This is a genomic window from Mesobacillus harenae, assembly GCF_013343715.1.
Taxonomy (GTDB): domain Bacteria; phylum Bacillota; class Bacilli; order Bacillales; family Cytobacillaceae; genus Mesobacillus_A; species Mesobacillus_A harenae.
On record NZ_JABUNR010000005.1, the window covers coordinates 23,567 to 36,815 of the forward strand.

The 13,249-nt window shown below is 43.7% G+C and carries 14 protein-coding genes; 3 read left to right on the forward strand and 11 right to left on the reverse strand.

Translation table 11 applies throughout. The features are described 5' to 3' along the window. The first annotated feature begins 69 nt into the window (after window positions 1-69). The 3 genes from HRJ06_RS07505 (at window position 70) to HRJ06_RS07520 (ending at window position 2,247) form a co-directional block, all read left to right on the forward strand. Entirely contained in the window at window positions 70-1,107 is a 1,038-nt protein-coding gene (locus tag HRJ06_RS07505) for a hypothetical protein (protein WP_174731279.1), read from the forward strand. 66 nt (window positions 1,108-1,173) lie between these two features. Further along, a complete protein-coding gene (locus HRJ06_RS23445) occupies window positions 1,174-1,704 on the forward strand; it encodes a UGSC family (seleno)protein (protein ID WP_273701395.1) in 531 nt (176 codons plus the stop codon). Between the two features lie 171 nt (window positions 1,705-1,875). After that, window positions 1,876-2,247: a hypothetical protein gene (locus HRJ06_RS07520; RefSeq protein WP_174731288.1), complete on the forward strand. Its 372-nt coding sequence runs from the start codon at window positions 1,876-1,878 to the stop codon at window positions 2,245-2,247. 452 nt (window positions 2,248-2,699) lie between these two features. Here HRJ06_RS07520 and HRJ06_RS07525 read toward each other — a convergent pair whose 3' ends face one another. From HRJ06_RS07525 to HRJ06_RS07575, 11 genes are all read right to left on the reverse strand, one after another. Beyond that, window positions 2,700-3,098 carry a hotdog fold thioesterase gene (locus tag HRJ06_RS07525; protein ID WP_174731291.1) on the reverse strand — a complete coding sequence of 133 codons (399 nt, stop codon included), beginning with the start codon at window positions 3,096-3,098 and terminating at the stop codon, window positions 2,700-2,702. A 17-nt stretch (window positions 3,099-3,115) separates the two neighbouring features. After that, a complete protein-coding gene (locus HRJ06_RS07530; protein WP_174731294.1) occupies window positions 3,116-3,898 on the reverse strand; it encodes an enoyl-CoA hydratase/isomerase family protein in 783 nt (260 codons plus the stop codon). 23 nt (window positions 3,899-3,921) lie between these two features. Then, a complete protein-coding gene (locus HRJ06_RS07535; protein WP_174731297.1) occupies window positions 3,922-4,302 on the reverse strand; it encodes a PaaI family thioesterase in 381 nt (126 codons plus the stop codon). 29 nt (window positions 4,303-4,331) lie between these two features. Then, the gene (locus HRJ06_RS07540) at window positions 4,332-5,528 is read right to left on the reverse strand and encodes a thiolase family protein (RefSeq protein WP_174731300.1); all 1,197 of its coding nucleotides are present in this window, start codon (window positions 5,526-5,528) and stop codon (window positions 4,332-4,334) included. Window positions 5,529-5,554: 26 nt separating this feature from the next. After that, window positions 5,555-6,703 carry an acyl-CoA dehydrogenase family protein gene (locus tag HRJ06_RS07545; protein WP_174731303.1) on the reverse strand — a complete coding sequence of 383 codons (1,149 nt, stop codon included), beginning with the start codon at window positions 6,701-6,703 and terminating at the stop codon, window positions 5,555-5,557. 14 nt (window positions 6,704-6,717) lie between these two features. Next, window positions 6,718-7,563: a 3-hydroxyacyl-CoA dehydrogenase NAD-binding domain-containing protein gene (locus tag HRJ06_RS07550; RefSeq protein WP_174731305.1), complete on the reverse strand. Its 846-nt coding sequence runs from the start codon at window positions 7,561-7,563 to the stop codon at window positions 6,718-6,720. A gap of 372 nt (window positions 7,564-7,935) precedes the next feature. Continuing rightward, a complete protein-coding gene (locus HRJ06_RS07555; RefSeq protein WP_174731308.1) occupies window positions 7,936-8,913 on the reverse strand; it encodes an electron transfer flavoprotein subunit alpha/FixB family protein in 978 nt (325 codons plus the stop codon). Window positions 8,914-8,931: 18 nt separating this feature from the next. Next, complete coding sequence (locus tag HRJ06_RS07560) at window positions 8,932-9,705, reverse strand: electron transfer flavoprotein subunit beta/FixA family protein (protein WP_174731311.1); 774 nt, start codon at window positions 9,703-9,705, stop codon at window positions 8,932-8,934. 11 nt (window positions 9,706-9,716) lie between these two features. Then, the gene (locus tag HRJ06_RS07565) at window positions 9,717-10,598 is read right to left on the reverse strand and encodes a 3-hydroxyacyl-CoA dehydrogenase family protein (RefSeq protein WP_174731313.1); all 882 of its coding nucleotides are present in this window, start codon (window positions 10,596-10,598) and stop codon (window positions 9,717-9,719) included. Then, entirely contained in the window at window positions 10,588-12,210 is a 1,623-nt protein-coding gene (locus tag HRJ06_RS07570; protein ID WP_174731316.1) for a long-chain-fatty-acid--CoA ligase, read from the reverse strand. Before HRJ06_RS07570 ends, HRJ06_RS07565 begins: the two co-directional genes overlap by 11 nt. A 22-nt stretch (window positions 12,211-12,232) precedes the next feature. After that, entirely contained in the window at window positions 12,233-13,243 is a 1,011-nt protein-coding gene (locus HRJ06_RS07575; RefSeq protein ID WP_174731319.1) for a TAXI family TRAP transporter solute-binding subunit, read from the reverse strand. Between the last annotated feature and the right edge of the window lie 6 nt (window positions 13,244-13,249).

A 13,249-nucleotide genomic window follows, 5' to 3' on the forward strand; every position in this document is an offset into this window, starting at 1 on the left:
ATGCAGGGTATTCACAATTTCCCCCGAATATAGTAGACAAGACTTATATTAAAGAGGTGATGAACATTTATGCTAAAGGCTGAAAAAGTAGAAACCAAGGATGCACTGGATGCGATAGAATACTTTTATCAACAAGGCTGGACCGACGGCTTTCCGATCGTTCCGCCTACTTCTGACAGAATCCTTGCGATGCTGGCTAGTGTAAAGATGGAGCCCGATACGATTGTTGGTTCCATTCCTGAGAGAGAGCGGGCGTTCACGGCTGAAGTGGTAGCTATCAATTCCGTTATTGCCGGATGTCTCCCAGGTTATTTCCCTGTCGTTATGGCGGCGGTGCAAGCGATTACCGAGTCCGACTTTGGATTGCACGGTCCAAGTGCTAGTACACATGGCGCGGCAATCATGATTGCCGTAAACGGACCAATTGTACAGCAAATCGGTCTAAATGACAGTGAAAATGCTTTTGGACCAGGAAATCGAGCTAATGCAACGATCGGGCGGGCAATTCGGCTGCTGATGATGAATGCCGGCGGCTCACATGAGTTCGACCGTTCAACACTTGGTACCCCTGCCAAATACAGCTTTTGCTTTGCTGAGAAAGAGACCGACTGGACACCCTTGCATGTTCAACGCGGATTTAATGAGGAAGATAGTACGGTCACTGTCTTTGCTTGCGAAGGTCCAAACCAAATTCAAAACCACGGTGCTCTTAAAGGAGAAAGTATTTTGCGGACACTTGCTGATCGTATGACTCCATTAGGCTCCTTTAACATGGCTAGCGAAACAGAAATGGCTGTTGTGATTTGTCCGGAGCATTATTACCATTTACGGCGGGAAGGCTGGACGAAAGAAACAGTCCAGCAATTCCTGTATGAGCATGCTGTTCGCTCTGTGGCAGATATGAAAAAGGCAGGCCTAATCGAAGCGCCGATTGGCGATGGGGACGATCTGCAACTCAAACATGCAGTTCCCTCACCTGAACACCTATTATTAATGGTTGCCGGAGGAGATGCCGGCCGCTTTTCAGCCTGCATGCCCGGCTGGTTTAGCTATAAGCAATCTAAGGCTGTCACCAAATCGATCTCAGCCGCTACAGGCTTCACCTGAGCAGAATGCTAAATAGCCAATCGGTGATTGGCTTTACTAATTGAAATAGAAAGGATGAGATCTGCCTTGAGTTTAATAGTTTTTAATCCAACGAGCGGCCCGAGCTTAAAAGAGTTGCATATGGCAAAACGAAACAAGCCATTAGATGGAAGTGTAATCGGGTTAGTGGATAATGGAAAAATGAATTCAGATACTGTTGTTCAATTTTTAGGTGAAAAACTTCAGGATAAATATAAAGTAACAGAAGTAATTCGTTTTAAAAAACATTCCTTTTCACATGGCCTGAAGGAAGAGGACGCACGAATGCTGGCTGGCAAGTGCGACTTTATTATTTCAGGTGTTGGGGACTGAGGCTCCTGCAGCTCGGGCAGTTTGCTCGATGGAGTTATTATGGAAAAGCTTGGAGTTCCTACAGCAGTCATTATCACTGAACCATTTATTGCTTCAGGCAAAGCAATGGCAGTCGCCCAGGGAATTCCAGACTACCCGTTTGCGGTAATCCCCCACCCTATTGCCGCTACAGAAAGACAAGCTCTCGGTGAATGGACGGAGCAAATAGTCGATGAAGTCGCGGAGATTTTAACTAAGGTGAATTAACCCAAAAAGTCGTACTTTCCTGAAGTGGATTGTACGGCTTTTTTCATTTTGAATTTGAGGATCCCAGCGTATTTTCTCCAACATTCTTTCTAAATAAAGTCAGACTTGTTTTCTGTATGTCCATTTCATGATAACATTCTAATTGAATAAGAATAGAGAGAGTGAACCCATATGATTTTTACCAAACTAGTGATTGATCTGCTTTGTGGCCTGCTTGTCCTCGTAGCTGGGATAGTCTATTTAAAAAACACGTTTAAAACCATTCAGAATTTGGACGAAACTAAAACAGATGCTAAACAATTTCGGAAAGAATTTTACTTTGCTGATTTTATTCGGTATCTGTCCATTGCCGTAATCGTCATGTTCATCATGGTATGGGCCATAGACAAGGAAGTGAACATTGCCTTAAATATTGTGTTTCCCTCTATGCTGATTGCCGGAGCCGTAAAAGGTTTTCACTATCTTTTTAAAAATAAACTTACAGGTCCCCGCTATATTTACTACCTTGCAGTAATTGTCCTATCTATATTAAATATTCTTTAGGTGTTTCATTCCGCTACCAATTTTCTACTCCATATAAGAAAAACCAGGCAAAAACCACCTGGTCCTTTTTTGTTTGGCTGTTAAATGGTGCTGTTGATTTCCACTCCAGCCGCTTGCTTTCCGCGGGGCGTGCGGTGAGCCTCCTCAGCGCTAAAGCGCCTGCGGTGTCTCACCTGTCCCGCTGCTCCCGTAGGAGTCAAGCGCCTTCCGCTCCAATCAACAAAGTGCAAAAATCAACATCTGGCTTTAAAACAGCCTTTTGTTTAAAGCATCCAAAGTTCTATTCCATTCCTAATGATAATCCCGAATCATACTATAAAGAATGTCTTCCTTTAGGACGTTTGGCCGTAAGGAGATGGGCACTGGAGCTGGATAAAAATAGTCAACCCATTTAAATTCTGATAATATAAAATAATGTGCCTGAACCCGAAGTGGGGTCAGGCACTGCTATTTTAACGCTGGATTTTAAAGGTTCCTGTTCCCTTGGCAATGAGCTTATTTTCCGAGTCAATAATTTTAGAATCAACGAAGGCTAGTTTGTATCCCTGCTGGATGATAGTAGCTTCGGCAAAAACTTCACCTTGCTTAACAGCGGCAAGGTATTGCGTCGTTAGGCTGGTTGTTGCAACTCGCTGCTTTGTGACGGACCTAAGAAGCATTCCTGAAATAAGGTCAAGCATCGTGGCATGAACACCTCCATGCAATGTACCATTTACGTTAAGCAGGTAGTCACGAATTGCCAGCTTTACCTTTACCCTGTCATCCGCAAACTCAACAATTTCAAAGCCAATATGCTTAAAAAATGGGCTGTCCTCAAAACTTGTCCGAATATCAGCATGTGTTAGCTGCACGTATTTGTCCTCCTACATCAGCGTGAAGTAAACTCTGGTTTCCTTTTCTCTAAAAATGCAGCCGTGCCCTCATTTTTATCCTCAGTTGAAAATAGGATGGCTTGAGCTAATTTCTCAATGATCAATCCCGTTTTTTGATCAGTTTCAAAGCCGGTATGTACGGCTATTTTCGCCAATTTAACAGCGAGCGGCCCCTTTGAAAGGATTTTTTCGGCAATTTCTTCTGCCTTTGCTTCTAGTTGTTCAGGTGGAACCACTTCGGAAACTAATCCGATTCGATACGCTTCTTCCCCATCAATAATTTTTCCTGTCAGGATCATATCAAGTGCTTTCCCTTTGCCGACTGTCCTGGCAAGACGCTGAGTTCCCCCTGCACCGGGGATAATGGAAAGATTCAATTCAGGAAGACCAAACTTTGCATTGGAAGAAGCTACTCGGATATCACAGGCAAGAGCAAGTTCACAGCCACCGCCAAGTGCAAAGCCGTTGACCATAGCAATGGTTGGTTTATCATACATTTCGATAAGATCATAGACCTCTTGCATCGCCCCAGGCTTAAAGACATCAAGCGCAGTTTTTTGCTTTAACTGGCCAATGTCAGCTCCTGCTGCAAAAGATTTGTCTCCTGTTCCGGTAAAAATAATACAGCCTACCGTTTCATCTTCCCTAAGCAAATTTAAGGCAGCAACAATGTCCTCAAGCGTTTCTTTGTTTAATGCATTGCGAAATTCTGGACGATCGATCAAGATATACGCTAGTCGCCCGGTTTTTTTTAGTTTAATATTATCAAATTGATCCATTTAACTGTCAGCTCCTTTCTCCCTTATTTCTTTAAGGAGATTACTTTAAAACTTGCCTGTCCGTTTGCAGCTATATTGCCCTCAGGATCAAAAACCGTTCCCTCTCCATATGCAATATTGGCATTATCATGTTTGACTGAAGCTTTACAAACAAAATAATCTTTTTTGGTGTTGTCAAAAATATTTACACTCAGCTGGATGGTCACACCAAAACCATCCAGTGTCTTGGCAATAACTGTTCCAATAGCCGTATCAAGCATAATGGAAAACAGGCCGCTATTCACGGTTCCTTCATCCTGCAGGTGCTCAGATTTTACGTTAGTGTGCAGAACCACGGTACCATTCTCATCCTGTTGCCGCTGAAAAGATAAATGATCAAATAAAAGCGAATGCTGTTGTTCCATGAGTGCACCTCCAACAAGTGCCGGTAGGATTATCCGGCAATATTTTCAATTAATATTGCCATTCCTTGTCCCCCGCCGACACAAAGAGTCGCGATTCCGTATTGCTGTTTCCGGCGGATCAGTTCATGAAGCAAAGTGGTGACGAGGCGGGCGCCGGTTGATCCGACTGGATGTCCTAGCGCAATTGCTCCGCCGTTTACATTAACCTTAGACTGATCCAAGCCTAACTCCCTAATGACCGCTAAAGCCTGGGAAGCAAATGCCTCATTTAATTCAATTAAATCTATTTCCTCGATTGTTTTCCCTGTTCTTTCAAGCAACTTTTTGACTGCAGGCACTGGACCAATTCCCATAACTTCGGGGGAGACACCTACTGCTGCCCAATCAATGATTCGGGCTAGTGGTTTAAGGTTCAGCTCTTCAGCTTTGGTTCTTGACATAACAACTAGAGCTGTTGCACCGTCATTACGGCCACAAGCATTCCCTGCTGTAACGCTCCCATTTTTTCGGAATACAGGTTTCAATTTACTAAGCTTTTCAATTGTCGTTTCAGGCCGGGGATGTTCGTCGGTCTCGACCAATACTGAGCCAGATCTCGACTTGACCTCTACTGGGGCAATCTCAGCTTTAAATCTCCCTTCAAGGATAGCTGAATCAGCTCTCCGCTGGCTTTCAATCGCAAACGCATCCTGATCCTCTCTAGAAACTTCATATTTCTCGGCAACATTTTCAGCTGTAATTCCCATGCCAAGGTTTTCACCGTATATTTCTTTCGGCTGCTGCCCTGCTTCCGTATTCGAATCAACTAAATGTGCCTTGTCGCCTCCGAATCGGGAACCGCGAAGGTAAACAGGTGAACAGCTCATGCTTTCTGTTCCCCCAGCGACAACGATCTCTGCCTGACCTGACTGAATTTGCTGCACAGCAGAAGCGATTGCCTGCATACCCGAAGCGCACAGACGGTTGATTGTAAAGGCAGGTGAAGAGTCTGGAACACCTGCTCTTAAGGCCGCTACTCGAGCAACATTAGATGATTCAGTTGTTTGTCTTACTTCCCCAAGGATCACTTCATCAACTTGGTCTGCTTCAATATTGGCGCGATTAACCGCTTCTTTGATCACATGGCTTGCCAGTTGTCCAGAGCTAATTTCCTTGAACGCCCCTCCATACCGTCCAATTGGGGTGCGTACGGCACTTACAATTACAATTTCTTCATTTAAACCCATGTTCAGTCTCCTCTCTCTTTATGCTTTTAGCTGTATTCTTTTTTTAATTGGCCCGCAATAATATTTTTTTGAATCTCAGAAGTTCCTTCATAAATACGTGTGATTCTTGCATCCCGGAAAAAACGCTCAATTGGATAGTCAGAAATGTAGCCAATTCCACCATGTACTTGGACAGCTTTGTCTGCAACCCGGTTATAGACCTCTGATCCAAACAACTTGAGCATGGCAGCCTCTTTGATCACTTTCTGACCTTCATCAACCATCCAGGCGACACGATAAGTGAATGATCGAAGCGCTTCGATATCTACTGCCATTTCTGCAAGCATATGTCCGACCGCCTGGTGATCAATAATGGGAACATTGAATTGGATCCTTTCGAGGGCATAAGTCGAGGACAAGTCAAGAAGCTTCTGGCATGAACCCAGATTTCTAGCTGCCAGACCTGCACGTCCATTTGCTAGGATTTTTAATGCATTCACATAGCCTTGGCCTTCTTGACCCATTACGTTTTCGGCTGGCACCTCGCAATCCTCCATAATTACTTCGGCAGAGTGAGACCCTCTTAGTCCCATTTTCTTTTCTACTGCTCCTACATGAAAGCCAGGAAAATCTTTTTCAACAATAAAAGATGTTATTCCCTTTGCCCCTTTTGCAGGATCTGTAACAGCCATTACTGTAAAAACGTCAGCCTCTGTAGCATTAGTGATATAATGCTTTGTACCATTGAGGATAAATTTATCGCCTTTTCTAACTGCAGTGGTTTTTAGATTTGTCGCATTGGAGCCTGCTGCTGGCTCTGTAAGTGCAAACGCTCCTATCTTCTCCCCAGACGCCATATCTGGAAGATACTTCCGCTTTTGCTCTTCATTCCCCATTTCAACAATCCCAACTGTTCCAATGCCCGTATGTGCACCAATCAAAGTAGTATAGCCATTATGTGTAGCTCCGATTTCCTCATACAGCGCGCATTTACCGACCATACCGATACCAAGCCCGCCGTACTCCTCAGGAATACTTAATCCAAATAATCCAAGCTCCTTTGACATTTGAATAATCCGGTCGGGAATTTTATTTTCCTCTTCAATTTGCATGGCCACAGCTTCGACTTCTGTTTGCACAAAATCACGGACATTTCTTTTTAAAAATTCAATATCTTCACCTAAACGAAAATCCATATCCAGTCACTCCTTTAATTGTAGTTATAAAATCCTCTGCCTGTTTTTTTGCCAAGATGCCCTGCTTTTACATATTTTACGAGAATTGGACATGGACGATATTTTTCGCCGAGAGTCTTATGCAAATACTCCATATTTCTTAGCCTTGTATCAAGTCCAACAAGATCGGCTAGCTCCAGCGGTCCCATTGGATGATTGAGTCCAAGCTTTATCGCTTTATCAATGTCCTCTATCGTACCAACGCCTTCCATTACCATGTTCATTGCTTCGTTTCCGATCATGCAGTTCATCCTGCTAACAGCAAAGCCTGGAAATTCATTGATCTTGACACACTCCTTGCCAAGCGTACGGCCAAATTCAAAGCATTGATTAATAGTTTCTTCTGACGTTTCCAAACCGCAGATGACCTCAATCAGCTTCATCTTGGGCACTGGATTGAAAAAATGAAGGGCGATACAGCGGTCTGCCCGGTTTGTCTGTGCCGCAATTTCTGTCGGGCTCATTGTTGATGTATTCGTCGCCAGTATCGCATTAGCAGGTGCATACTGATCAAGCTGCTTAAATATCTCTATTTTAAGTTCCATGATCTCAAGGACTGCTTCAATAACTAAATCAGAGTCATGAACGGCATCCTCGAGGTTTGTAGTGAACCGAATGCGTTTTTTTGCGGCATCTGCCTCCGTACTGCTTAGCAATCCTTTTTCGATTGCACGGTCAAATTGCTTATCCAAATAGGATCGGCAAGTGTCCAATGAAGCTTGATTAATATCTTGGACTGTTGTTTCAAAACCTGCTGCAGCACAAGAAAACGCAATTCCTCGCCCCATCGTGCCAGAACCAATTACACTAATCCTTTTCACAAAACCTTCTCCCCTCGGCTGTTCTATATATGTATATAAGCCCCCGCCGGAGCAGGGACATTTACTTTTGCAGGAATATTATAGGTTGTTAGTAGCGCTTAACGGGCGCTTCCGCTTTTGTTTTCATCCAGCTCCAGCGCCTAGCTCCTCGAGTCGCTTCGGTCCAGCCGATGAAGTCAAAGAACGACTTCACCTTCTGGCCCTCCAGCGCTTTTTTAGTTGCGCCTCCTAGCTTCTCGAGTCGCTTCGATCTTGCTGATGAAGTCAAAGAACGACTTCATCTGCAAGACCTCCAGCGCTTGTCGAAGCTAAACAGTCGGCTTCACATTAAGGTTTGTCGGAGCTGATCAAGGCGCTTGCGCTTTTGTTTATTTATGCGTTCACTTTTAAGCTTTTAATCTCTTCTACTAGCATCGGAACGACTTCAAACAAATCTCCAACAATACCATAATCGGCAACCTTAAATATATTCGCCTCAGGATCTTTGTTAATTGCTACGACAATTTTAGAATTGGACATCCCTGCTAAATGCTGGATGGCACCTGAGATACCACAGGCAATATAAAGATCTGGAGTGACAACCTTGCCTGTCTGCCCAATCTGGAGCGAGTAATCGCAATACTCTGCATCACAGGCTCCGCGTGAGGCACCCACAGCCCCCCCAAGCACATCGGCAAGCTCCTGGAGCGGCTTGAAGCCATCTTCGCTTTTGACACCCCTGCCACCGGCAACGATCACTTTCGCTTCGGAAAGATCTACCCCTTGAACGGCTTTTTTCGCTACTTCTTTTACAATCGTCCGCAAGTCTTTAATCTCAACAGACAGCTTCGTTACTTCCCCTGTTCGTGAAGCATCCTTGGGGAGCGGAGTAATATTATTTGGACGAATCGTCGCAAAAATGGTTCCAGCAATTGAAAGCTTTTTTTCAAATGCCTTTCCAGAGTATATTGGACGGGTAAATACGACATTTTCGCCTTCTGTCTCGATTTCAATAACATCCGAGACTAGACCGGCACCAAGCTTGCTGGCAACTTTGGGAGCCAGATCTTTTCCTGCAGCTGTATGGCCAAAAACAATCGCATCTGGTTTTTCCTGATTAATGACAGCTAAAATTGCCTGTGAAAAACCGTCTGGAGTATATTGGGCAAGCTGTTTGTCCTCAACGGCAACAACCTGGTCTGCTCCATAATGGAACAACTCCTGTGCCAAACCGCTAACTGTTTCTCCAATAAGAACTGCAATGACCTCGCCCCCTTCAGATATTTTCTGGGCAGCTGCAATTCCTTCAAAAGATACATTGCGCAATGCTCCATCACGGGCTTCACCTAATACAATGACTTTTCTTGGCATTTTGTAAAACACTCCTTTTTATATGACTTTTGCTTCAGAATGCAGCAAGCTCACAAGTTCCTTTACCTGGACATCCAACTCACCTTCAAGTACCTTCCCTGCCTCTTTTTTTGGCGGCAGGAAAATTTCGATTGTTTTTGTTTTTGCTTCTACGTCATCTTCGTCAAGATCTAAATCATCTAGCTCCAATTCCTCAAGAGGCTTTTTCTTTGCCTTCATAATTCCCGGCAAGGATGGGTAACGTGGTTCATTTAAGCCTTGCTGAGCAGTAACAAGCAGTGGAAGTGCTGCTTCGATTGTTTCAGAGTCACCCTCAACGTCACGTACAATTTTAACGCTGGTTCCGTCGACAGTAATATTAGTGATTGTTGTTATATAAGGAATATCTAACAGGTCTGCAACTCGCGGTCCCACTTGTCCGCTGCCGCCATCAATTGCAACATTTCCGGCAAGGATCAAATCTGCCTCTTTACCTTGAAGAAATTCAGCTAATATTTTTGATGTTGTGAACTGGTCACCATTTTCGATATCATCTTCAATATTGATCAGTACAGCTTTGTCAGCACCCATTGCAAGAGCGGTCCGGAGCTGTTTTTCTGCTTCTTCTCCGCCAACAGACACCACCGTGACTTCCCCGCCCTGACTGTCCCGAATCTGGATAGCTTCTTCAACAGCGTACTCATCGTATGGATTGATAATAAACTCTGCTCCATCTTCAACAATCGAACCATTAGAGATGACGATTTTCTCTTCCGTATCAAACGTTCGCTTTAATAATACAAAAATATTCATGTTAACCCTCCTTAAACTTTTTCCGGAGTGGCCTCATAGTTATAAAAGCCTTTTCCGGTTTTGCGTCCAAGCTCACCTTTTTCAACCTTTTCTGCTACGATTCTGGATGGCTTATCCCGCTCATCCCCTGTTTCCTGATAACGTTGCATCCTAACTAAATAATTAACATCAATTCCGGTCAGATCCATTAATGCAAACGGGCCGATTGGATGGTTAAGAGCTTTTTTACAGACAATGTCAATATCTTCGTGACTGGCAACACCGGATTCTAAAAGATAAACTGCTTCATCCATCAGCTTTCCTAAGATGCGGTTGGCAACAAAACCTGAGATTTCCTTATTCAACAGCACAGGTACTTTGTTTATCGATTTAACAAATGCAACAGCGGTGTCGGCTGTTTCTTCAGATGTATGAGGCCCGCGAACAACCTCGACAAGTTCCATGACCAATGCTGGATTGAAGAAATGCACATTGCATACCTTCTCCGGCCTGGCTGTTACGTCAGCAAGCTTCGAGCTAACGATGGTTGAACTGTTTGTTGCAAGAATCGCATGTTTCTGAGTGATTTGGTCAAGCTTTGAAAAAAGCTCTCTCTTAACTTCTAGCTTTTCGACAATTGCTTCAATCACCATATCAACGGAGCTTAATTCGGCTAGTTCAGTAGTAAATAGGATTCTATTAAAGGCTGACTCAACAGCTTCAGCTGTATATCTACCTTTACTTACGCGTTTTTGCATCTGTTCTTCTAGAATTCCCTTGCCCTTATTTAGGCTTTCCTGACTAATGTCCTGCAGTATGACTGAATAACCGGCGAGTGCACTGACCATTGCGATTTGGGCCCCCATCGCTCCTGCTCCAACGACAGCGACCTTATTAATAGCGTTAATTGGCATTATTTTGCTCTCCCTTCTCCAGTTCCTCTTTTACTAGCAGCCTTTTTAATAGCTTTCCAACTGTATTCCTTGGAAGTGATCCCCTTACATCAATTACCTTTGGTACTTTGTAAGGTGTCAATTTGGAGTAACAGTACCCACGGAGTTCATCTAGATCGATTTCGCGCCCGGTTTTTGGAACCACATAGGCTTTAACTAGTTCTCCGTGTTCCTCGTGGGGAATTCCGACTACTGCCGCTTCTTGGATATCTGGATGTTCATAGAGAACTCCTTCAATTTCCTGTGGGTAAATGTTAAAGCCGCCTACAATAATCATTTCCTTTTTCCTGCCTACGATATAGAAATATCCTTCATCATCCATCATCGCGAGATCTCCGGTATATAACCAGCCGTTTTGGAGTGCCGTGTGTGTGTCTGCTTCGTTATTCCAGTACCCTTTCATTATTTGCGGTCCTTTTATCAGCAGTTCTCCGACCGATTTTGGGCCAAGTTCATTATTGCTGTCATCGATAATCATACAATCCGTTTCTGGCATAGGAATTCCAATGCTTCCAACTTTTCTGATTCCGAAAGGGGGATTGCGGTGAGTCGAAGGTGAAGCTTCTGACAAACCAAAGCCCTCCCCGATCGTCGCGCCCGTTAATTGTTCAAAACGCTTGATTATCTCTACAGGCAGTGGCGCTGATCCGGACGAACATATTTTCAGGCAGCTTAGTCCGAACTGCTCAATTTTTGGGTGATTGACGAACGCATTATACATCTTTGGTACACCTGGAAAGAATGTTGGCTGATATTTTTTTGTTTTTTCTAGAACATCGTTTATTTCAAATTTCCTAAAAAGCAGGATCTTTGCTCCTATATAGATTCCTAGATTCATCGCACTGGTCATCGCGTACACATGATACAGGGGGGTCGCCGTAAGAACGGTTTCCTCCCCTTTGAGCATTTTGCCGCCGTACATGGTAAAGCTTTGAACTACATTGGCGACAAGATTAGAATGAGTAAGCATGGCCCCTTTCATTTTCCCTGACGTACCGCCTGTATATTGAATAACGGCCACATCTTCGTTAACATCCACGGAAACCGGAACATCAATTGGGTCTGATTCTTGGATCATTTCATCTAGACTTGTAAAACCGTCCCATGGCTCAGAACCGCATTGCGAAGCGATCAATCGCTTGAAATGGTAGAGACCATTCACTTCTAAAATGGTTTTTTTAGCTAATGGATCTGCTACAATATAGGCGACCTGGGCGTCATTCACTATCTGCAGGAGCTCCCTTGGTGTATACATTGGATTGATTTGGACGACGGTAAGTCCAAGAGCATGTGCTGCATAATAAGAGACAATGTAATCTGGATGATTGGCAAGCATTAATCCGATTCGCTGGCCCTTTTGAAAGCCAAGGTTTCTCCACGCTTCTGCAAGGCGATCAACTTTGTCCTTTAGCTGAAGATAGGATAATGTTTCATCCTCAAAAATGATAGCCGTTTTAGACTGATACTCGTCAGCTGATTGAGCGAGCATTTGGTAGAGCGATATTTCTGGCAGCTGTATGGAGGCATTTTCCTTATAAAACTTAAACCATGGACGACTTTTTAAACTTTGCAAAGGTTTTTCATCCTCCCGTACTTTATTCTAGAACACCCTGTTCCTCATAATATTTTTTTGCGCCAGGATGAAGTGTCTCCGGATCGATTCCATCGAAGGCAGTTTCAAGTGTGAAATGCTTTGCGCGCTCTGGAATCTGTTCTTCAAAAGAGTCCATATTGTCCCAGAAAATTTTCGTTAAATTGTAAACATAATCTTCTTCCATATCCTTACGAACGGTCAGCATGGAAACAGCAGTATAGGTAGGAATTTCTTCATCCTGTCCCTTATATGTTCCTGAAGGAAGATTATCGAAGGAAATACCAAAACCTTTTTCATTAATGCTTTCCAATTTTCCCTGGTCGATTGGTATGACTTTGATTGGGTTTGTCATTTCAATTTCTTGAAGTGCTGTAACGGTTGGTGCTCCACCACCTACAAAGACATCAACATTTCCGTCTGACAGCATCGATGCTCCGTCTGAATAATTCCCATAAGAAATTTTACCGCCCGAACTTTCAATCGACTTTTCGTCAATTCCATATTCCTCCATCATTCTCCAGAACGCGACCGGTCCGCCGCCGCCTTTTGGCCCAAGGAATATATGCTGGTCAACGATATCCTCAATTGTATTAATATCACTATTTTTCTGTAATGTAGCGATGGTTTGGTATACAGGATAAAGAGAAGCAACACTTGAAACTGTATCTAGCTTTTCAGCAAAGCTTCCTTCACCTTTAATTGCATCAGAGAAATCAGAGGTATAATTGATTCCCATATGAATATCTCCAATATCAAGTGATTTTAGGTTGGCTGTAGAGCCTCCTTCAATTTGAGATGCATTAAGATCGCTAAAGTTGTCCATATAAACCTCTGACATGACGGTAGTGATTGGGAACCAGCCTGATCCCATCGGACCAGAGCCAATTTTCAGGAATTTTTCTGGTGCTTCAACTTTTCCATCATCCCCACTTCCACTCGTTTCATCAGACCCACAAGCTGCCATAAGGAACATGCTAAACATAAGTAAAAGACTAATCGTTAATTTTTTCATTTTTAT

Excerpts from the sequence above, each read along its gene's own strand:
- HRJ06_RS07505 (WP_174731279.1), top strand. The coding sequence starts at position 70 with ATGCTAAAGGCTGAAAAAGTAGAAACCAAGGATGCACTGGATGCGATA.
- HRJ06_RS07520 (WP_174731288.1), top strand. The coding sequence starts at position 1,876 with ATGATTTTTACCAAACTAGTGATTGATCTGCTTTGTGGCCTGCTTGTC.
- HRJ06_RS07530 (WP_174731294.1), bottom strand. The coding sequence starts at position 3,898 with ATGGATCAATTTGATAATATTAAACTAAAAAAAACCGGGCGACTAGCG.
- HRJ06_RS07535 (WP_174731297.1), bottom strand. The coding sequence starts at position 4,302 with ATGGAACAACAGCATTCGCTTTTATTTGATCATTTATCTTTTCAGCGG.
- HRJ06_RS07540 (WP_174731300.1), bottom strand. The coding sequence starts at position 5,528 with ATGGGTTTAAATGAAGAAATTGTAATTGTAAGTGCCGTACGCACCCCA.
- HRJ06_RS07545 (WP_174731303.1), bottom strand. The coding sequence starts at position 6,703 with ATGGATTTTCGTTTAGGTGAAGATATTGAATTTTTAAAAAGAAATGTC.
- HRJ06_RS07555 (WP_174731308.1), bottom strand. The coding sequence starts at position 8,913 with ATGCCAAGAAAAGTCATTGTATTAGGTGAAGCCCGTGATGGAGCATTG.
- HRJ06_RS07560 (WP_174731311.1), bottom strand. The coding sequence starts at position 9,705 with ATGAATATTTTTGTATTATTAAAGCGAACGTTTGATACGGAAGAGAAA.
- HRJ06_RS07565 (WP_174731313.1), bottom strand. The coding sequence starts at position 10,598 with ATGCCAATTAACGCTATTAATAAGGTCGCTGTCGTTGGAGCAGGAGCG.
- HRJ06_RS07575 (WP_174731319.1), bottom strand. The coding sequence starts at position 13,243 with ATGAAAAAATTAACGATTAGTCTTTTACTTATGTTTAGCATGTTCCTT.